General features: G+C 61.6%; 16 protein-coding genes and 1 pseudogene. 4 read left to right on the plus strand and 13 right to left on the minus strand.

Annotation, left to right across the window (positions count from 1 at the left end; genetic code table 11):
- Window positions 1-61: 61 nt before the first annotated feature.
- A complete protein-coding gene (locus E3O46_RS18340; protein WP_166791081.1) occupies window positions 62-205 on the minus strand; it encodes a carbohydrate kinase family protein in 144 nt (47 codons plus the stop codon).
- A 173-nt stretch (window positions 206-378) separates the two neighbouring features.
- On the minus strand, window positions 379-570 hold the full coding sequence (locus E3O46_RS13575; protein WP_134561874.1) for a hypothetical protein: 192 nt from the start codon (window positions 568-570) through the stop codon (window positions 379-381).
- A gap of 308 nt (window positions 571-878) precedes the next feature.
- On the opposite strand from E3O46_RS13575, the pseudogene E3O46_RS13580 reads away from it, so the two are divergent.
- Window positions 879-2,078: pseudogene (locus E3O46_RS13580) on the plus strand (IS4 family transposase); the annotation flags it as partial.
- A 221-nt stretch (window positions 2,079-2,299) separates the two neighbouring features.
- Here E3O46_RS13580 and E3O46_RS19055 read toward each other — a convergent pair.
- The 5 genes from E3O46_RS19055 to E3O46_RS13600 are packed head-to-tail and all read right to left on the minus strand — an operon-like array spanning window position 2,300 to window position 7,425.
- Window positions 2,300-2,515, minus strand: a complete 216-nt coding sequence (locus E3O46_RS19055) for a DUF6671 family protein (RefSeq protein ID WP_420897744.1) — start codon at window positions 2,513-2,515, stop codon at window positions 2,300-2,302.
- 5 nt (window positions 2,516-2,520) lie between these two features.
- Window positions 2,521-3,141, minus strand: a complete 621-nt coding sequence (locus E3O46_RS13585) for a DUF6671 family protein (protein ID WP_134561875.1) — start codon at window positions 3,139-3,141, stop codon at window positions 2,521-2,523.
- The gene (locus E3O46_RS13590) at window positions 3,138-3,455 is read right to left on the minus strand and encodes a P-II family nitrogen regulator (RefSeq protein WP_198413719.1); all 318 of its coding nucleotides are present in this window, start codon (window positions 3,453-3,455) and stop codon (window positions 3,138-3,140) included. Before E3O46_RS13590 ends, E3O46_RS13585 begins: the two co-directional genes overlap by 4 nt.
- A gap of 2 nt (window positions 3,456-3,457) precedes the next feature.
- Window positions 3,458-5,884: a DUF2309 domain-containing protein gene (locus E3O46_RS13595; RefSeq protein WP_134561877.1), complete on the minus strand. Its 2,427-nt coding sequence runs from the start codon at window positions 5,882-5,884 to the stop codon at window positions 3,458-3,460.
- Window positions 5,881-7,425: a proton-conducting transporter transmembrane domain-containing protein gene (locus tag E3O46_RS13600; RefSeq protein WP_134561878.1), complete on the minus strand. Its 1,545-nt coding sequence runs from the start codon at window positions 7,423-7,425 to the stop codon at window positions 5,881-5,883. The genes E3O46_RS13595 and E3O46_RS13600 overlap by 4 nt, the downstream gene beginning before the upstream one ends.
- Before the next feature lie 106 nt (window positions 7,426-7,531).
- Here E3O46_RS13600 and E3O46_RS13605 point away from each other — a divergent pair, with 106 nt between their 5' ends.
- A complete protein-coding gene (locus E3O46_RS13605; protein WP_134561879.1) occupies window positions 7,532-7,816 on the plus strand; it encodes a helix-turn-helix transcriptional regulator in 285 nt (94 codons plus the stop codon).
- A 448-nt stretch (window positions 7,817-8,264) separates the two neighbouring features.
- Here the strand turns inward: E3O46_RS13605 and E3O46_RS13610 are convergent, their stop codons facing one another.
- The 4 genes from E3O46_RS13610 to E3O46_RS13625 all read right to left on the minus strand — a co-directional run bounded on the left by E3O46_RS13610 (window position 8,265) and on the right by E3O46_RS13625 (window position 13,411).
- Window positions 8,265-9,002, minus strand: coding sequence for a carbohydrate ABC transporter permease (locus tag E3O46_RS13610; RefSeq protein ID WP_198413720.1), 738 nt, complete (start codon window positions 9,000-9,002; stop codon window positions 8,265-8,267).
- 143 nt (window positions 9,003-9,145) lie between these two features.
- A complete protein-coding gene (locus E3O46_RS13615; protein ID WP_134561880.1) occupies window positions 9,146-10,102 on the minus strand; it encodes a carbohydrate ABC transporter permease in 957 nt (318 codons plus the stop codon).
- Entirely contained in the window at window positions 10,099-11,457 is a 1,359-nt protein-coding gene (locus E3O46_RS13620) for an ABC transporter substrate-binding protein (protein ID WP_134561881.1), read from the minus strand. Before E3O46_RS13620 ends, E3O46_RS13615 begins: the two co-directional genes overlap by 4 nt.
- 37 nt (window positions 11,458-11,494) lie before the next feature.
- The gene (locus E3O46_RS13625; protein ID WP_241987422.1) at window positions 11,495-13,411 is read right to left on the minus strand and encodes a glycoside hydrolase family 127 protein; all 1,917 of its coding nucleotides are present in this window, start codon (window positions 13,409-13,411) and stop codon (window positions 11,495-11,497) included.
- Window positions 13,412-13,569: 158 nt separating this feature from the next.
- On the opposite strand from E3O46_RS13625, the gene E3O46_RS13630 reads away from it, so the two are divergent.
- Window positions 13,570-14,601, plus strand: a complete 1,032-nt coding sequence (locus E3O46_RS13630; protein ID WP_134561882.1) for a LacI family DNA-binding transcriptional regulator — start codon at window positions 13,570-13,572, stop codon at window positions 14,599-14,601.
- Window positions 14,602-14,916: 315 nt separating this feature from the next.
- Here the strand turns inward: E3O46_RS13630 and E3O46_RS13635 are convergent, their stop codons facing one another.
- Together E3O46_RS13635 and E3O46_RS13640 are read right to left on the minus strand one after the other, a co-directional pair.
- On the minus strand, window positions 14,917-15,153 hold the full coding sequence (locus E3O46_RS13635) for a hypothetical protein (protein ID WP_206750900.1): 237 nt from the start codon (window positions 15,151-15,153) through the stop codon (window positions 14,917-14,919).
- A 155-nt stretch (window positions 15,154-15,308) separates the two neighbouring features.
- Window positions 15,309-16,580, minus strand: coding sequence for an ROK family protein (locus E3O46_RS13640; protein ID WP_198413721.1), 1,272 nt, complete (start codon window positions 16,578-16,580; stop codon window positions 15,309-15,311).
- A 128-nt stretch (window positions 16,581-16,708) separates the two neighbouring features.
- On the opposite strand from E3O46_RS13640, the gene E3O46_RS13645 reads away from it, so the two are divergent.
- Entirely contained in the window at window positions 16,709-19,591 is a 2,883-nt protein-coding gene (locus E3O46_RS13645; RefSeq protein WP_166791082.1) for a glycoside hydrolase family 3 protein, read from the plus strand.
- Window positions 19,592-19,671: the final 80 nt, after the last annotated feature.

Consider the following 19,671-nt stretch of genomic DNA (forward strand, 5'->3'; position numbering starts at 1 on the left):
ACGGGGCGGCCCCTGGGCACGAGGCCGTGAGTGCTGCCGCGGCAGTATTGTGCTGCAGGATCTATTCGAGAAGGCTGAGCGGATGCCGGCGCAGCGCTGCGCGTCGGTCTGCACCTGTCAAGTCTGCGTCGATCAGCCCGCCGATGAGGGCGCCCATGAAAGTGTCGCCGGCAATGACGGTGTCGGCCACCGTCTTCAGGCGCACACACACCTGCCCTGAGAGCTGGGCGCGAACGCTCTCTCCTCGCCCTGGGTGACGATCACAACGGCCGGCTCGGCGGCCAGCCAGAACACTACCGTCTCGGCGAGATCACGATCGGGGTGCACCTAGAACAGGTCTGCGTCGCTGACCTTCGCGACGTCGGCGAGACGCGTAAACTACGCCGCCCTCGACTGGGCGGCCACAGAGTCATGGATCAGCGCCGGCCGGATGCTCAGATCAAACGTGATGGTGGCCACCGCGCGGCTGGTTTCCGGCAGGCGTGCCGCGTTAGACGCGCCCGGCTCGAGCGCCGTCGCGACCGACCCGAGGTGCAGCTCGTCGGCGGCGTCCGCCAGCTCAGTTTCCACGGCCGGGCTTCAGATGCCGCTCACCTCGCCGGCCGCCTGACGCTGGGCGAGAGCTCGGAGACGTCGCAGCAGAACAGCAGGACCGGCATGGATGAAGCTGAATAGATATCATATGCACTGCATTCTGGATTCGGCTGTTGGTGGCTATCAGGTGACGGCCGGGCTACGTAATGGCCTCAGCAAGAATGCATCTGGGAACTTGGAAGAAGTATTTATCGATCGCCGCCGCCATGGAGTATGTTATCAGTTGGGCTGACAGCTTAGCTTCAGTACCGTTCAGTTAAGCATTGCCGTGTTACGTTGTGGGTATGGCGCGTACAGGGTGGGTGAAGCCGGTCTCTGACCGTCGGTTGTCTGATTTGGTGTCGGTCGGCTTGCTGACGCGTGTTTTCCCTGGGGACGTTATTGACGAGGTGGTCAAGGCGGCGGGTCGGACTGAGCAGCGAAACCGGGCTTTGCCGGCGCGGGTGATGGCGTATTTCTCGATTGGGATGGGTTTGTATGCCGAAGCGTCGTATGAGGATATGTTTGCTCAGCTGACGGATGGGTTGTCGTGGTCCTCTGGCTGGTCGGAGGCTCATGTGCCGCCGTCGAAGTCGGCTATCTTTCAGGCGCGTCGCCGGCTCGGATTTGAACCGGTGCGGGATCTGTTTGCCCGCGTTGCGCGGCCTCTGGCTGGGCCAGACACGCCGGGGTCGTGGTTGGCTGGGCGGCGATTGATGTCCATCGACGGAACGATCCTGGATCTGGCCGACAGTGTGGTGAACGCAGAGTTCTTTGGCCGCCCGCCGGTCAGCCGTGGCGAGCAATCTGCCTTCCCGCAGGCGCGCTTGGTTGCGTTGGCTGAGTGCGGCACTCATGCGATTCTCGACGCGGTGATCGGCCCATGCACGACATCGGAAATTGAACTCTCCCGGGAGCTCGCCGGCCGCTTCGAGCCGGGCATGCTGGTCTTGGCCGACCGTGGCTTCTACGGCTTCCGGCTGTGGGAGCAGGCGGCAGCGACGGGCGCTGACCTGCTCTGGCGGGTCAAAACGAACCTCCGCCCACGGCACCTGGAAACCCTCGCTGACGGATCCTGGCTGGCCACGATTATCCCGACATCTGGCCCGGGGCGGCAGTCGACAACGCCCTTGACCGTGCGGGTCGTTGACTACACCATCGACGACGGCCGCGACAATCCCGACGGCTACCGGTTACTGACGACGATCCTTGATCCGGGCGAGGCATCTGCGGAAGAACTCGCGACCGTGTACTCAGAACGGTGGGAGATCGAGTCTGTGTTCGATGAGTTGAAAGCGCATCAGCGCGCCCAGCGCATGGTGATGCGGTCTAAATCCCCGGACCTGGTCAAGCAAGAAATCTGGGGCCACCTCTGCTGCCACTACGCGATCCGAACCCTCATGGTCGAGGCCGCGCAGCACGCTCACCGCGACCCCGACCGGGTCTCCTCCATCGCCGCACTCCGCATCGCCCGCCGCTCCGTGGCCCAGGGCGATTTTTCCCCCTCCGCGACCTGGCCACGCCAAAGCGGTCTGGCGCCTCGCCATCCTCGTCCTCGTCCTCGTCCGACGGCTGAACCCCGCGCGGCGACGCCGGTCAAACCCCCGCGTCATCAAACGCAAGGTCTCAAAATGGCCCGCCAAACGCTTCCACCACGCGCACTGGCCACAACCCCGCCACGAGCCAGAAATCGCCATTTAAACCCTTAACTGAACGGTATTGAGGCTTAGGAGTTACAGTAATCGCACCATTTTGGATCTGTGCGAGCGTGATTTCGTGGGGTCCGGGTTTGGTAACTGCACCGGCCGCAGCCGTGGATATCGCCTGCGATGGTCTGGGTTGCCGATCCGTAGAAGGAGCAAGGCGCGCCGCGTTCGACGTTGATGTGGCCAAACCCGGGCGCTCGGCAGTGCGGACACTCTGTTGCAAGTCGCGGGGCCATTTTTCTCAGAGCGTCCGGATGGCTGTGGCGAGGGACGGTGCCTTGTGGGCGCGGTAGTCCGGAAGTATCACGACGGAGTGGTGCTGTTTCAGAAGAGCTTTAGTGGTGTCGCCTAGGACCTCGAGTTGGGTGATGTTTTTGTAGGCGGTCGTGTCGTTGTTTTGGGTGCTCTGCAGGATCACTCCTTGGCCCGGGAAGCCGATGGCTGACGCGAACGTGAGGGCTTCGCGGGCGCTGGTGATGCGTCGTCCTCCGGCTACTGGCGAGGTGGTGACGCTGCCTTCGACGATTTCCAGGCCCAGGGTGTTGTCAATGAAGATGAGAAGTTCACTGCTCTCCACGAAGAGTCCGAATCCGGAGGTGAAGGTTCCTTCGGAGGCGAGGCCGAGGCTTGTTCCGGCGATTTGCATGCCGAGTCGGGCTTTCGCTCGGGCTGAGTCGCGCGGGCTGAGGGGGCGGGGGATGTCGCCGGCGAATGTTCCAAATTGGTCGGTGTCGATGCCCGTCGCCGCGGTGCCGGTTGCGCCCAGTGAGTTCTGGAACGCGGCGTGGGCGAGCAATTCTTTGGCGTGCATCGTGGCGAAGGTGATTGTGCGTCCGGTGTAGGCCGTGCGGGGTCGGGTCATTGGAAGTAGTCGGGCCTGGAGACGTAGGTGTCGGAGACGAACATGACACCACTGGAGGTGCTGAGAAGTTCCTGGACGGCGTCGATCAGCTCGCCGGCGTTGTCGGGCGGTAGGACCGTGATGAGCATGGTGAGGGTGTCGTATTCGTTGAAGAGTAAGGCCCCGGAGTGTTGGCCGTGGTGTCCGATTCCGGACACCCCTGACACGGACGTGTAGCCGGTGGCTCCGGCGGATGTGATCAGTTCGCGGATTGCGGGGGCGTCGCGGGCGGGCACGACAACCTCAAGCCGGGTCATATGAGTCAAGTTGTTCATGGTCATCTTCCTTTCAGCGTGGTGGGGGCGGCCTTCCAGCCGTATGGGGTGTAGCGGTGCCAGGGGGCCGCTGGGTCGGTGTGTGCGGTGAGGGTGATCCAGTCGTTGTCGAGCAGGTTACGCAGCACCTGGTTGCGGGAGACGATGCGTCCGATGCTGTCCAGGGGCGCTTGGATGATGACGGTCAGGCGCATCGGTTCGTGGAAAAGTTGGTCGCCGAGGCCGACGGATTGCCACGGCAGGCCGCGGCGCAGGTCGCCGGTGTGGCCGGTGAGAACACCGATGGTGCCGATGGCGTTGTGGATGGTTTTGGTTCCGGCGCCCAAGGTGGCGGGGTTGAGGGCGGAGAAGTAATACTGGTGGTTGATCCACTGGGCGACTACCAAGGGTGCGGTCATGATCGTTTCCAGCGCGACGCCATCCAGGTCCAACTCTGCCTGATACGAGTGGAGGAACACCCGCCGGTCCAGGTTGACGCCGCGGGTCATTTGACGCGGTCCGATGATCATGGCGGCGTTTCCGGCAAGACCCAGCTCTGGATACACTTCCGCCCAGTCGTGGGCGCGCCCCTGGACCCGGGCGGGCGAGCGCGGGGATGCTCCCGGCAGGTCCTGTGCGCGTTCTGTGACCAGCATCTTGGCTGCTGTGTGCTGGGCCCGGTCGAAGGTTCGCGCCACATCGACGTGGCTCGGTGGAATGAGGTGCGGGTCCAGGAGTGTGACGGCGTCGGTGACGGTGTTGTGCTCCGCTGCGATGAAGAAACTGTCGGAGGGGATATCGATTCCGCGGGCAGCCAGGAGGGCGCGTACGTCGGGGGCGTTGAAGATGGCGGCGGAGGCGCGGGCGTTGGCCGCTCCAGGGTTGCCGCCGCAGGCGCCACAGTCCAACGCTGACTGGTAGAGGTTGTTCATTGACTCGGATGCGTGGCCGGCGAGTACGACCAGCGGGGCGAACTGGCCGATGCCCATCATCCGAACAGCGGTTTCAGCCATCGCGGCTCGCTCCTCCAGCGTGAACGAGTCGGCGACGGTCACGTTGCTCGGCAGAGTGACCGTCGATGGGGTCAGGAATCGGTGGATTCGTGCCGCCAGCGTCGGGAAGAGGGTGCGCAGCACGCTGACGGCGCCGTACAGCCATCCGGATACCTCCGCGAAGGCGAATGGTGTCACTGTGCCGGAGTCGGCGAGGTGGGTTGACCGCCGGAGCGCGTCCCGGGTGCGACCGCGCATGATGTGGTCTTCAGCTTTCGCTGGGTAGGTCGGGTCTTCGGTGAGGTGGTGTCGGGCGGTCAGGAGGGCCGGCAAAGAATCGATAGCCCCGCGAGCTCTGTACCGGGAGAAGCGCACGGGGACGCCGAAGAATCCGGCGAACCCGAACGTTTCCACTTCGGGGAGGACCTCGATGTGACGCCGCATTCCTTCGGACCGGGGGTCAATGCACATCACTAGTTGCAGTTGGGGACGAGGGGTAACGGGATCGGTGCCCCTGAGGGACGGCATCAGGGTGGCGCGGTAGTGCAGCTCGTAGGCTTTTTGCCACGTCAGCGCGTGGGCGGGCAGCGGATGGGTGGCCAAGACCCGGCTCACTGCCGCGATGTCGTCCCGGTCTCCTCGACTGCCGATCGATCGGGCAACGTGCTCGGCCCGGTGCCACAGGGTCGTTTGGGCCTCCTCGGCTATTAGCGGTTTGCGTGACGACGGGAAAGGTGTTGTGTCGAGGACGGCTTGGATGGTCAATCTCACGCCCAAGTACGAGAGCAGGTCGATGTCCCCAATCTTCTCGGCCCGCCACTTGATGTGGCCGACCCAGCCCGGCAGGTACTGGAGCTCGGCTCGGAGCGTCTCCGTAACCTCCTCCGCTGGGACTCCGAGTTTGACTAGCGCCCACGCCAGTGCGGCGTCGGGTTCGACGGGCAATTCGGCCACCGTCCGGCGTACCGTTCGCGGGAGTGACGGGTCCCGGCGGGCCAGAGTGCGCCACGCCTTGTAGAACCCGTGCCGCCTGTGAGGCATTGCCCACAGTGGGTCCGGGTTCAGGTAGGACGACACCCAGGTGGCCAGGTACTCGTCCAGCCAGGGCGCCGATGGTTCCGTTGCGGCGGGGGAATTCCACTGCGCGCTCTTCATGTCCAGGACCGCCACGCTCACCGCGGACACGCTTTTCCCGCCGATGGTGAGCTTCCCGGCCAGTTCGGGAATACGCTCGGCCAGGGCTGCTTCGAGGTCGGCATCGACGATGCGGCCGCGGTCCGCGTCGGCAAGGTAGGCGTCTCGGGATCGGGTCAGGACCACGCCCGGGGTGGCGGCGGCCTCGAATGGGCGAGGTTCGTGGCCTGCGAGAGGGTTCACTGCGATGAAGGACTCCACCGGCCAGGACGGCACAATGGCGTGAGCGGCTGTGGCCACCTGGGCGCGAAGAATCAAATTCATGACAACACTCCTGTGGTCACAGACGGGCGGGGGATAGCTGGCGGGCGGGGAAGGGCGGTCGTCACGGTCCTGGTGTAAACGAGGTCACGCAGGTGTGCAAACTGGCGCGGGTTGCGGGAGAGCAGTTGGACCGCGATGAGGCCGACGGCGGGCAAGGCCAGTAGCCAGGCCGGACCTGCGTTGATGGTGGTCGCGGGTTCCAACGCCGCTGTGAATAACTGCAGGAGAGCCACATATCCGAACGCCAGCAACACTATCGATGCCGTGCCGGTGAGGAACGTTCGGGTCGAGAAATTGGTGCTCAGTGCTGTGCCCAGAGCAACGCTGGCGGTCACGGCAACGAACACGAGTAGAGCGGTACTGGCCGTTGACACTGCGGGGGAGAACACCCATTCGGCTGCAGACAGCGACGCCAATGGCACCAGCACCGACAGGGTCACGGCTGCAGCGAGTGTGAACGGCGAGTAGTTCTTTCGGGGTGGAAGGTCTCGGTCGACGGCGTGCTGTCGCACTCCCATGCCGGCCCCGAGGAAGAGGGTGGATTTGAACAGGGAGTGGGCGACCAGATGGAAGATTGCTGCCGCGAATACTCCCAAACCGCAGGCCATGATCATGAACCCCATCTGCGCCATTGTTGAGAACACCAACCGGCCCTTCACATCCGGCCGGACCAGGCGAACCGCCGATGCGTAGACCAGAGTCACGGCACCGGCCATGAACACCCCGATCATGACGGCCTGGTGTGGCGCGATGGCAGGGGCGAATCGGATCAACAGGATCGCACCGGCGTTGACCACGCCGGCGTGCATCAGCGCGGACACAGGCGTGGGCGCCGCCAACGTGAACGGCAACCAGCCGTGGAAAGGGATCTGGCTTGAACGAGCTAACGCCGAGATCACGAGCAGCGCGGCACACGACAGCTGAAGCGGCAACGGCAACGACTCCGAGACGTCACCAAGCTGGTCCAGGGGGATATCTCCTCTGGCGGTGACCAGCAGGATGGCGACAGGAATCAGGAAGACAGTGTCAGCGATCATGAACCTGGATCCGGTGCGCCGGATCCCATCGCGGGCCTGCGCAAGCGGCCGATAGGTTGCCAAGAGCACAACGAGGGCTGCCCCCGCTCCGATCCAGGCCACGGTGAACAGGGCCACCGACCCGGCGCACACCATCAACACGGTGAACCCGGTGAGCAGGTTGGCTGCGACGACAAACCATACCTGTCGAAGATCACCGCGGAGGTAGCGAATCGCGAAGACCTGGATCAGCGCGCTGAGTCCCAGCACCAGCATCGACAAGATCAACGCCAAGGCATCCAGGTGCACGGAAGTGGACCCGAACACCACCTGCTCACTCTGGTGCGGCGCGGCAACGGACGCGATAGCGAACGTGAGAGTCGCGACGAACCCGACCCCGACTACGGTCGCCGATAGGCGAGCCACCCTATCCCAGCTCACCCCAGCCCAGCCAAGGAGCGCGGCGCAGAGCCCCGCGATCCACGGCGTCAGGGTCACACCACCCACAACAAGCCAATCAGACATCAGCACCTTTCAAAGCACGATTTATAAAACAGGAAAAACATAGCACATGTTGAGTATCGGGAATTGAGTGTAGAGAGTCGCTCGTCGGGTGGGAGATAATCAAGAGATGGCGACTTGGACGTTTCTGACCAATCACGCCCACGTGTTGCTGTGCGTGGCGGACAACCCGAACGTGCGGCTACGCGACGTCGCCGTTCAGGTCGGTATTACTGAGCGAGCGGCGCAACGCATCGTCACCGAACTGGAGGAGGCGGGATACCTGGACCGCGAACGCGAAGGTCGCCGCAACACCTACCGGCTCAACACGGCAATGCCCCTTCGGCATCCCCTGGATCGCGACCATCGCATCGGGGAGCTTCTTTCCACCTTCGCCAACACTCGGTGTCACTAACAGATCCGGGGGTCCAACGATGACTGAGAAAAGCGGCCGCCCGGGCGTTGCCTTCGTAGGGATACCCCGATGCGGCTGGAACGGGACACGCTGCAGAAACTCGTTGCCGAGCTTCACGCGCAAGGGATGAGGACAAGGGCTATCGCGCCGATTGTGGGAGTGCGCGGCGACACCGTGGTGAAAGACATTCGAGGTGGCGGAAATCCGCCACCTGCGCCGGGTCCGGAACCTGAGTCCTACTGGTCCCCCGAAGAATCATTCGTCGGGACGCACAGCCTCGAGTGGCCCTGACCCCGTGGAGTGGACACCTCACAAGAGAGAATGTCCACTTGACGGGGTCAGGGCCGCGAGGCTATATCGTCGATCGCGCCGGCTGCGGTCACAGGGCCGCGCGGAGGGATGGTGGCCGGACCTTCTTTGTTGGTTGTTGTAAGAGGGAAGGGAAGTGTCAGCCTTTAACGGCGCCCGCGCTCAGGCCATTGACGTAGTAGCGCTGCAGGAGCAGGAACGCGATGAGACAAGGAATCGTCGCGACGGTGGCGCCAGCACTGAGCACTCCAAAGTCGACCTGTCCGAATTGCCCAGACTGAATGTTCACCAACGCGACCGGCAAGGTGAAACTGTTTTGCGAGGTGATGAGGATGAGGGCGGCGAGGAAATCGTTCCAAGCGAAAATGAATGCGTAGAGTGCCACGGTCGCCATGCCGGGAGTGACCATCGGTAGCAGTGTACGGAGAATACCAAATGTCGAAAGTCCGTCGATCATGCCCGTTTCTTCTAGCTCCTTGGGCACTGTGGAGAACGCGTTTCGCATCACAAAGATTGCGAAGGGCAGCTGGAACGTCGTGTAGACGAACACAAGACCGATGAGGTTGTCGGTAAGCCCGAGCGTGTTCATAAGGGTGAACAGCGGTGTGAGGATGCCCTGAAAGGGCACCATGAACGGTACGAGCAACAAGACGAAAACGGCGCCGGCGCCGGGGAATCGGAGCCGGGCGAGCCCGTATCCAGCGAGAGTGGCAACGACCGTGGTGAGTGCTGTGGTGCCGAGCGCGACGATGGCCGAGTTCGCGGTGTATGTCCAGAGGCTTACCCCGGAGTCCTGAAGTGCCGTGTAGTTATCGAACGTGAGGCCTTGGAACATCTGGGGGCCGACTCCAGATCCCGCGACGGAGAGCGTCTGCACAGACCGGAGGATTGTCCAGGCGATTGGAAATAGGAAGAGAAGCGCGATGATTGTCGCGACCGTGTAGTGCGCTGCTCGGTTAAGGGGCTGACGGACTGATCTAGGGCGGAGGGTGCTAGATCGGGCGGCTGAATATGCAGACATCATGACTCTTCGGATCGGTCGCGGAGTGCGCGTATCTGCGCGACGGTGAATATGACGAGAAGGACTAGTAACAGAATTGATAATGCGGCGCTGTAGCCGAGTCGGTAACGCACGAAAGCGTTGGTGTAGATCCACATGACGATTGTCACGGTCGACTGATTGGGGCCGCCGTGCGTCATAACGAAGAATTGGTCAAAGGCTAGGAACGACCCTGTGAGGTTCAGCATGAGGACGAGCGCGACGGAAGAACGCATGAGTGGCAGGGTGATAAACCATTCGCGTTTAAACCAGCTTGCCCCATCCATGAGGCTGGCCTCGCGGATTTCCTCGGGGACGCTCTGCATGCCTACCATCAGCAGAATGATGGAGGTTCCGAGGGTTTTCCACGTGATCATCAGCACGACGGTGAAGAGCGCGAAATTCGAATCAGTGAGCCACGGAAGAGGTGCGCTAGTGATGCCGAGTTCTTGCAGAATTTGATCGAAGAGACCGCTCTCGGGCTGGATGAGCAACAGAAATATATAGGCACCGCTGGCAAAACCGACCACGACAGGGGCGAAGTAAGCGGCACGGAAGAACGCGACCCCGCGGAAACGTCGGCGCACGATGAGCGCGAGGGCGTAACCGAGGAAAAGTTCGATCGGAGTAATGATCAGCGTGTATTTCATAGTGAACAGAACACTGTTCCAGAAGGTGCCGTCCGTCACGGCCTCGGCGTAGTTGGCCCCCCCGATAAATTTCTGCACGGCCCCGAGAAGTGGCCAGTTGTTGAGCGACATCCAGAACATCAGCACCATGGGTGCAACAAAGAACATGAGAATCAGCGCAAGTGCGGGTGATACAGCGATCAGGCCGGCAACGGAGCGTCTCCGTTTCAAGGTGTGACGGCGGCGCCGCGCCGGCGCAGGGGCAGCAATCGCCTTTGCGCCGGCGTGGGTGACGGTTGGTGCCGTCACTGGCCAGCCTGTTCGTAGGCTTGCTTGATCAGCGGTGCCGAATCCGCGTCGGCTTTGGTTAACGTCGCGTTGACGTCAGCGCCGTTGTAGACGATGGATTGGAAAGCTGCGAGCCAGGGTGAGGTGGCACTGAGCTGCAGCGCGTTTGTGGCCATGCTGTCTGGCGCGTCCGATTTTGCACTGACTTGTAGCTGCAGAGCCACAAGCGGATACTTGGCGGCGAAGTCGGCGGTCAGCAGGTCGCTTCGCACCGGAGAGGATCCGGTGTCGGCGATCGAGGCTTGCTGATCCTTATCGAGCAGCCAGCTTGCGAACTCCCAGGCGGCGTCGGGGTTTTTAGAGCTTGCGATGACGCCGATGTTGTCCCCTCCGGCGAAAGTGGAAAAGTTGCTGCCGTCTGCGTTCGGAATCGGACCGTAACCGACCTCGCTGCCACCTTTTTCCGCGGGGGATACAAGCCATGATCCGGCGAGGAGGATGCCTACCTTGCCGGCGTTCCAGTCGGCACCCCAGGTCGCGCCGGCCTCGGTCTGGCCGGCCGGGTTCACGACACCGTCCTGCCAGAGCTTCTGATAAAACTTCAAGGAGTCCGCAACCTGCGGCGACGTGCTGTACGTCGTTGTCTGGTCAGGGCTTGCGGCGGTCATCGTGGTGCCGCCCGACGCCCAGATGAGGGGCTGCGCGGCAAACGAAAGGCAACCACCGCACGCACCGGGGATGTCGAACCCGTAGATGTCGTCGCCGAGGGCACGGACCTTTTTAGCGTCCTCCTCGATTCCAGCCCAGGTCGCTGGCGGGGTGTCGGTCTGGATGCCGGCCTTTTTGAAGAGGGTCTTGTTGTACAGCAGGATGGAGGGACCTGCGATGAACGGAACCGAGTAGGTCTTATTGTCGTAGGTTCCGAGTTTGGACATGCCCGGGTTGAGGTCGCGTGCGAAGTCGAGTCCATTGACCTTATCGCTGACGTCGGCAAGTACGCCGGTTGCGGCGAACAAGGGGCTGTTCGCGACGTCGAAGTCGAGCACGTCCGGGCCGTTGTTGCTGCGGACTCCCGTGCCGACTTTGTTGACGTACTGGTCATCGGACACCTGAGTTACTTTCACCTGGACGTCTGTGTGGGTGTCGTTGAACTTCTTCGCGAATGCGGCGCGGTCGTCACCGACCCGAGTCCACCAGTTTATGGTCGTGACGCCGGACGAGGACGACCCACCGGAGCATCCGCTGAGGGCACCGGCGAGCAGCGCGGTGCCGAGACCGAGAGCGATGAGTTTGCGGTTTCGAGATTTCATGTGTTTCCTCTTCGTTGAGTGGTGCAGCTGGGTTGGTAGAGAGATGCTTTTGGTGGTCAGGCACATATGCCCGATGAACGAGGGGCATAAGGCGGTTTCAGTGTCAGATCGTAGGGATCCAGACGCGCATGGCGCCTGCTCCTCGGTTGCCCCACGCGAAGTAGGGAATGGCGGTGACGGTGATGTCGTGCGGCTCTGTGCCCGGTCGGGTCGATTCTCGGTATAGCTCTGTATCTGGGAATTCGATTCGACCATTTCCAGCGATCGCGACCCTCACGCCGGGTGCATCGGTCCCCACTTCTGACAGGCCCTTCGAAACGTCGAGTCGCACGTCTTCGAGGATCAGGCCAGGTTCGTAGTCAGCGCTTTCTATGCAGTACACGAGCGGTCCGCGACGTAGTGCTACCGTGCCGCGCACGGAGTCAATCCGAGGGTGGGCGTGCACAATGGACGGCTCCACACGAAGTTCGAGCACCAAGAGCTGCGCCGCGTCACCGATACGGATGACGTGTACGTAACCGTCTTCACCGACAAGCAGCGCGGCGCCGTCTAGGGTGGCTGTAGCCGAATGCGCCCACGCGGGAATGCGAACGGCGATCTCGCGGACTCCTGCCCCGGTTATCGCAAGCTCCACATGTCCGTCCCATGGCAGATTCGTAGTGATCGCGAGCTCAGTTATGCCAGCAGACGACTCGGAGCGGATCGTCGAAGCGAATAGATGATGGATCTGCAGGCTACCGGAGGCGTCTGTGGTCGCGACGTAGTTCTGCAACGATGCCACGAGGCGGGCGAGATTGGGGGGACAGCAAGCGCACATGAACCAGCTGAGTCTCTCGGTAGGATCCCCGTCGTTCTCACCGCGGTGACCCGTGCGCATCTGCAACGGGTTGGTGTAAAAGAAATGGCAGCCATCCAAGGACACGGAGGCCGCAATGGTGTTGTAGAGGACCGTCTCCATCTCGGCGGCGTGGCGAGAATCACCGGTCGCGAGAAGCATGCGCCAGTTCCACTGGAAGCTCGCGATGCCGGCGCACGTTTCAGCGTAGGCGCGGTCCGGCGGAAGCTCGAAGGGATCTCCGAAGGCCTCGCCCGTATGCCGGGATCCTTGGCCGCCTGTGACATACGTCTTCTCGGAGTAGGCGCTTTCCCAGATTCGCGTCACCGCGTCCAAGTAGTCGCGCTCTCCATTCTCCAAGTACACATCGGTGGCGCCAGTCGCGAAATACACCTGGCGTACGGCATGCCCTGTGGCGTCCTGCACATCGCGGATGAGAGCATGGTCACCGAAGTATTCGGTGCCGAGATTGTCTTTCGGTAGCAGACCCTGGCCGCGGCGTTCGATCTGTTTGCAGGCAAAATCAAGGTACGCGTGTTCGCCGGTAAGACGGTAGAGCTCGACGAACGCGGTTTCGATCTCGGCGTGTCCGTCGTATCCGTCTGCTTGCTCGCCAAGGTCCTCAATGATCCGCGTAGCGAAGCGTCGGGCGACCTCAAGTAGACGGTTTTCGCCTGCGCCCCGAACGAGAGCTACTGCCGCTTGGAAGAGGTGGCCGGCGGTGTACAGCTCGTGACTCCACACTAGGTTTAGCCACCGAGTTTTGGTTTCGTCCCCCTGGATGTGCGTGTTAATGTACCCGTCGGCATCCTGTGCGCGCTCGATAAGTCCCAGTGCAGTGTTCAGGAACTCGCCCTCGACGACAGCACCGACACGACCGCTCTCCCATCCGATCGCCTCAAGGGTCTTATAAAGATCAGTGTCCGCAAACCACATGCCTCTGTAGTTGCCTGCTTCACCGTCCGCGACACGTCGAAAATTGTGAAGCACGCCAGAGGACTCAAGATTCTCGACGCAATGGCGGATGGAGGCGTCGTGGTTGCGGGCCTGCCACTCACCGAGAAAACTATCGGCGTCAAGGGATACGGCAGTGCTGGGTAGCGGGTTCAGCTGCCCGTAGGCAATCGCTCCAAGCGGACCGGTCGTCGATGAAGGGGTGATGACCGCGGGGGACGTGCCTGGCACGAGTTCTCCTTTGAACTAGGAAGAGCTAAAATATGTTTCACAAGTTTTCACTTTTTCTGCCCGACTGACGGGTGCATTTAGGAAAACAGTGAAAAGCTTTTCACACAATCTAACCGGTCTTTCTTTTCTTGTCAACATGTCCACTCGAGGAGGTCAATATGACGATCATCAACGACTCGGGGGCCTCACTGACGGCCACTATCCGCGATGTCGCAGCCGCAGCCGGTGTATCCGTTTCTACCGTGTCGAAAGCGCTGAGCGATGGATACCGCGTCAATCCAGAGACCCGCGCACGCGTAAAGGAGATAGCGAAATCGCTTCACTTCACGCCCAACCGCCAGGCGCAGAGCCTGCACAGCGGCCGCACGGGGACGGTCGGGTTGCTGACGAGTGACCTCGACGGACGCTTCTCTATACCGGTCATGATGGGCGCTGAGGACGCCTTCGGACTTGGTGAGGTGTCGGTGTTCTTGTGCGACGCACGGGGCGACTCGATCCGCGAGCAGCATCACGTTCGCGCTCTCCTCAGCCGCCGAGTGGACGGACTCATCATTGTTGGCGACAGCACTAACCCACGCGATCCGCTCTCTCTTGCTCTTCCGATACCCGTGGTCTATGCATACGCACCGAGCTCGTCGCCTGACGACATTTCTGTTATCAGCGACAACGTAGGTGCTGGCCGTCAGGCCGCCGAGCACCTCATATCTTCGCAGCGAGATCGTATCGGCTACATCGCTGGAGATCCGACTTTTCGAGCGGCGACTGACCGGGTTGCCGGAGCCACAGCCAGTCTGGTCGCTCAAGAACTCGAGTTTGTCGGCGGCTCAGCGTTGTACGGCGGCTGGACGGAAGAATGGGGACGCAACGCGGTGCGCCACTTGCTGAGCGTCGATTCGCTCATGGACGGCGTGCTCTGCGGCAACGACGCAATTGCAAGGGGTGTGGTAGACGCACTCCGAGAAGACGGCTACGACGTTCCTCGTGCTATCTCGGTACTCGGGCACGACAACTGGGAGCTCATCGCCACCCAAGCCCGCCCTCCGCTGTCAACTATCGACATGAATCTAGAGGAACTCGGGCGAAACGCCGCCCGGCTACTGTTCCGGGCGATTGACGGCGATCGCGCGATAGGGACCCACGAAGTTAAGACGCGGCTAATTCACCGCGGGTCCACTTCGCCAAAATACTGAGACTCGAGGGTGCTCGCCGGTCGGGCTGTCCCGCTGGTCGTTTTTGTGCTGCTCGGCGGTGCCTGGGCTGACCGATTGCCGCGCAAGAGCCTCATGGTCACCAGCGATTTGGTGCGGTTGTGCACGCAGGGTGCGTGCGCTGATCCTGACGCAGCATGCCTCGGCGCTTTGGGTGATGGTCCTGCTGTAGGCGGGTAACGGTGCGGCGAGTGCTTTCTTCCGGCCTGAATCCACGGGACTGGTGCAGGAGGCTGTTCCCGTCGCCGAGCGGCAGAGCGAATAGGGGTTACTGTCGGCGAGGAACAACATCTCCGCTCACGCAGGCCCGGTGATCGCCGCCGTACTCATCGCCCTTGTCGGCAATGCTTGGGCGGTCGGGGCGCCCTGCGAATTTCGACCGAGGTCGTCGCCGCGATCGAAGTCGACATCGGATGGTCGGTGGCCTTGTTCGGCATCACCTACTTCGTGATCCTTAACGGTGACTTCGGCACTCAAGGCGGCCGTGCGAGAGAATCCAGTGAGGGCGCCCATGATCATGGGGGCCAGCGTCATAAGTGCGCGGACCTACATGTGATTTTCGATCACCCGTCATAAACAGACGAGCGGGCTGACCTGGGAGAGCTCTTGACGATCGTCCGTGCCGACGTTCGTCTGCCTTTCGGTCCGAGTCAGTTGGTCACGACGTGCAGCGTCAGCTTTTCCGGTCGTTAGAAATTTGCGCGGGCGGCGAGATAAAGCGCTCCAACGAGTTCGGCTCGGCTTCCGTGTTCTGCCGCTGCAACGGTCATTCCTTGAGCTGCTGCAGGTTGCGCATACTGATCGATACCCAGTCTGATGCCGGTGAGAAGCGCAGGATTGGCCGTTCCGAGTGTGCCGCCGACCACTAAGAGACTGGGGTTGAGCAGGTTACACAGCGAGGACAAGGCTTGACCCACGGTACGACCGGCGTCGCTGAAGATGCGGTCCGTGATTTCATCTGCGAAGGGGAGGCTGTCGATTCGGTCGATGGTGACGCCTTCATGGCTGTGGGCTAGCTGCGCGACGACGCTGTCGACTGAAACCACTGCCTCAAGACACCCTCGGCTACCGCAGCGACACAGCTCCGCGTTGTTTTCGAGTCGATTATGTCCTATTTCTCCAGCTAATCCTGCTGAGCCTTTGTAGATTCGGCCTCCCAGAATGAGTGCCGCTCCGATGCCGTCGGAAATTTTCACGTAAAGAACGTCATCATGCCCGGATGCCACACCGCGCCGATGTTCTCCGATCGCGCCGAGGACTGCATCATTTTCTACCAGCACGCTGTGCCCCAAGCGCCGCTGTAGCTCTGCAGCCGGATCAAGCCCGACCCAGCCCGACAAAATCGTGGGCGATCGGACTACTCCGCGTTGCGCGTCCACGAGGCCCGGGATACCCGCAACAATCGTGACAAGATCGCCGACTTCGTATTTTTCACATAACCGGTCGAGAAGCTCGCAGGCCGCATTCATTGCCTCCTGCGCGTCCAAGTCGACGTTCAGCAACGTCGTCGCGCTCGCAATCTCCGCGCCAGAACCATCAGCCAGTGCCACGGAAATGTGCTTGTGGCCAAAATCGATACCCGCTACCCATCCCGACAATGGAGTCGGGAGCAGACGTAGAGCTGGTCGACCGCTCCCCGATCCCTTGCCCTTCGCGAGAGGGTCGACCTCCACCACACGGCCTTCGCGTAAAAGCCGACGCACCAGGAATGTGACACCGCTTGGGGACATCAACGTCGATGAGGCCAGTTCTGAACGAGAAAGTCCCTCGGGGGCAAGCCGAATACGGTCGTACAGGTCTTCAAGGGCCCTATCTCGCGGGGCGACAGCTCGTACATCGGTCACCTTGCCAGCATAGGCAGTGTGATGGTGCCAAAAAAATCTTTCTTGCGGTGAATGGCCAAAAAAAAGACAGAAATACAGTCTTTTAGGCATTGACTGACGAGAAAATTCGCGGTTCACTTGCACCAGCCTCGGTACCCGTGCTTGTTCTGCGCACAGCAGTAAAGACGCCGAAGATGCTTGCTTCCGGGTCGGAGACGACTCGGGAGAGCTGGATCAATCCTGTAATGGTGTCAGAGAGGACAACCGTGAATCAGATCAGCAATCAGGGGCGACGTGACAGGAGGGTCGCAAAGACCGCGCTGTCCATGTGCGCAGGGGGTGTCGGCATTGCGCTGGTATTGAGCATGGCCTCAGGGACGCTTGTGGCGGCCGCCGCGCAGCCAACCCCGGCGACCACCCCCCGGGTCTCACCGGCCACCGCCTTGGATGCCCCATTTACGAAGACTGTCTCATATCTTCTTTCCCAGATGACCCCGGGCGAAGAGGTTGCCGTAGTCGAGCATGGCGTCGATCCAGATAACCACGGCCAAGCAGGCTACCTGGCCGGGGTTCCCCGACTTGGCGTCCCCGCGATCCGGCATGCTGACGCCTTGGGCATCAACGTATACGCCGACGGAACAGCATTCCCCACCCGACTTGGACTCGCCTCTTCCTTCGACCGCAATGCGTACAACGTCCTCGGTGAAGAAGTCGGAAAACAGGGGAGGGCTCTGGGCGTAGATCTCGTTTACGGTCCCCAGGTCGATATGGCGCGCTACCCTTCCTGGTCCAGGAATTTGACTACGAATGGTGAAGACGCGTTCGTCTCCTCCCAGTTCTCTGCGGCCGAGATCAACGGCATTCAGAGCACCGGTCTCATGTCACAGGTCAAACACGTGTCGTTCTACAACGGCCAAGATCGAGACACACCGTCGCTGATCGGATCACAGGCGGCCCACGAGATCTACCTCGCACCAGCGCAGTCCGCAATCCAGCAGGGCGGCGTCAGCTCGGTGATGTGCTCTTACGCGATCTTCCAGATTGTCGGCGAGCAAAGCGCACCACAGTACGCCTGCTCGAACTCCAATCTCCTCACCAACATCGTCAAGAATCAGTTCCAACTCAAGGGTTTCATCACGTCCGACTACACCGCCAGCAAGGCAACGTCGGACGTCCTAGCTGGGATGGACAATGAGTTCGCCTCCAGCAACCTTTCGGCGTCCAAGCTGGTCCCACTCATCGACTTGACGTCATCATCGTTTAGTGCACCTTATGCCGCTGCGACGGCCAATGCGGTCGCGCGCATGCTGTACGAGTACGAGCGCTTCGGCCTGCTTGACAACAGCAAGATTCCCACTGCGCACGAGTCGGCGGTACCACAGCACGGCGACGTCACATCGACCTACAACGGCACGAGCGTTGACAAGCAGAGTGGCGATAATGTCGCTCTGGCGCTGGCCGAGGAAAGCGGCGTTCTCCTGAAGAATGACAAGGATGCTCTTCCCCTGTCGACGAACAAAACCGTCGCGGTCGTCGGGCCCACCTCGACGCTCCTACCCGCAAGCCCTGGCGGCGAACGAGCTCGCGGCTTTGGCGACCAGGTCCAATACACCCCGCTCAAGGCCGTCACGGCGCAGGTGGGTTCGGCAAACGTCACCTCCGCGCCGGGCGTGGACTGGATCGGGGACACCGTCCCCACCGCCAACCTGAGAGTGACGAAGGACGCGAACGCCCTGCCCGGCCTCACCCGTGCGAGCGCCGATGGCTCCACGACCGTTGATAGCACCATTGACGGCCAGCAGACGACCCTTGCCAAGGGCGGCCAGTACACCTGGACTGGTTACCTGAACGTCACCACAGCCGACACCTACGGGCTGCTTCTCCAGCGGCCATACGGGATTAACACGGGCAACAAGTCGGCGTACAACGGCGGCATCCAGCAGGAGCCCAGCCGCAACGCTCCGCCGGAGCCGCTCAGCCTCAGCGTTGATGATGCTGCGCAGACGATCGTGAACCCTGGAGGGAACATCCTGCCGAACGCATTCCCTGGCGGGGAGCGTGCGTCCAATAACCAGTACCTCGGCAAGCAGAACCTGGGCGTGAGCCTGGAACTATCGGTCGGACTGCACAAGATCAGCTTCACCTACAAACCGACTCTCACAACAGCCACGGCACCAACGGTCCGCTTCGCCTGGGCCCCCCTGGCACAGAACACAGCCAAAGCAGTCGCGGCGGCGAAGACGAACGATGAAACTGTCATTTTCGTCGATGACTCCACCCCGGGGATCACTCAGGGTGCCGGACCGAACTCGTCTACGTCGGCCGCCCTTCGGAACCTCAACAAGACGCAGGTAGAACTCATCAACACAGTGAGTGCCGCAGCCCATGCGGCCGGCCACAAAGCCGTTGTCGTCCTCAACTCCGGAACCGCCGTGGCAATGCCCTGGGTCAACAACGTCGATGCTGTCCTCGAGATGTGGTATCCGGGCGAACGGGGCGGCGAGGCAACATCCAACCTGCTCTACGGGCTGGTGAACCCATCGGGCAAACTCCCGATGACGTTCCCCAAGAACGACGACTCCACGCCCTTTTCCAGCAACCTCGAGCGCACCACCGGAACGCAGACCGGAACGGAGACCAGACCGTCAATCAAATGGACAGACGGAGTCGATGTGGGCTACCGCTGGTACACCGACCCGACGGCGAACGTCAATGGTTATGAGCCGCTTTACCCGTTCGGTTTCGGGCTCTCCTACACGACGTTTCGGTACTCCGGGCTTCGCGTGAAGAACGCGAAGGACGGCGGGCTTGACGTCACGTTCACCGTCAAGAACACGGGCGAGAAGGACGGAGCAGACTCCCCTCAGGTGTACATCGGAGCTTCCCCAGATCTTGCCGTGCCGACTTATGACGCCAATGGCATCGTAACTGGCGGGTTCCAACAGTCCGCACAGAAGCTGGTGCAGTTCGATCACATCCAACTGGCCACCGGTCAGTCGAAGACGGCAACCCTCCACGTCGACCGGCAGCAGGTATCCGCCTGGGACACTATCGGTCAGAAGTGGGTGATTGGATCGGGTGACCGAATGATCTCCCTTGGCGCCTCATCCGAAGAACTCGTTTTATCGGTTACCCGGAAAGTGCGGTAACCCGTGTTCGCTCCCACGCTGTGGCCGCGGGAAGACAAAGGCTCGCGCTCGACAACGTCTAACTGAACCCCGCGTAGTTC

The organism is Cryobacterium glucosi (assembly GCF_004402235.1).
GTDB classification, from domain to species: domain Bacteria; phylum Actinomycetota; class Actinomycetes; order Actinomycetales; family Microbacteriaceae; genus Cryobacterium; species Cryobacterium glucosi.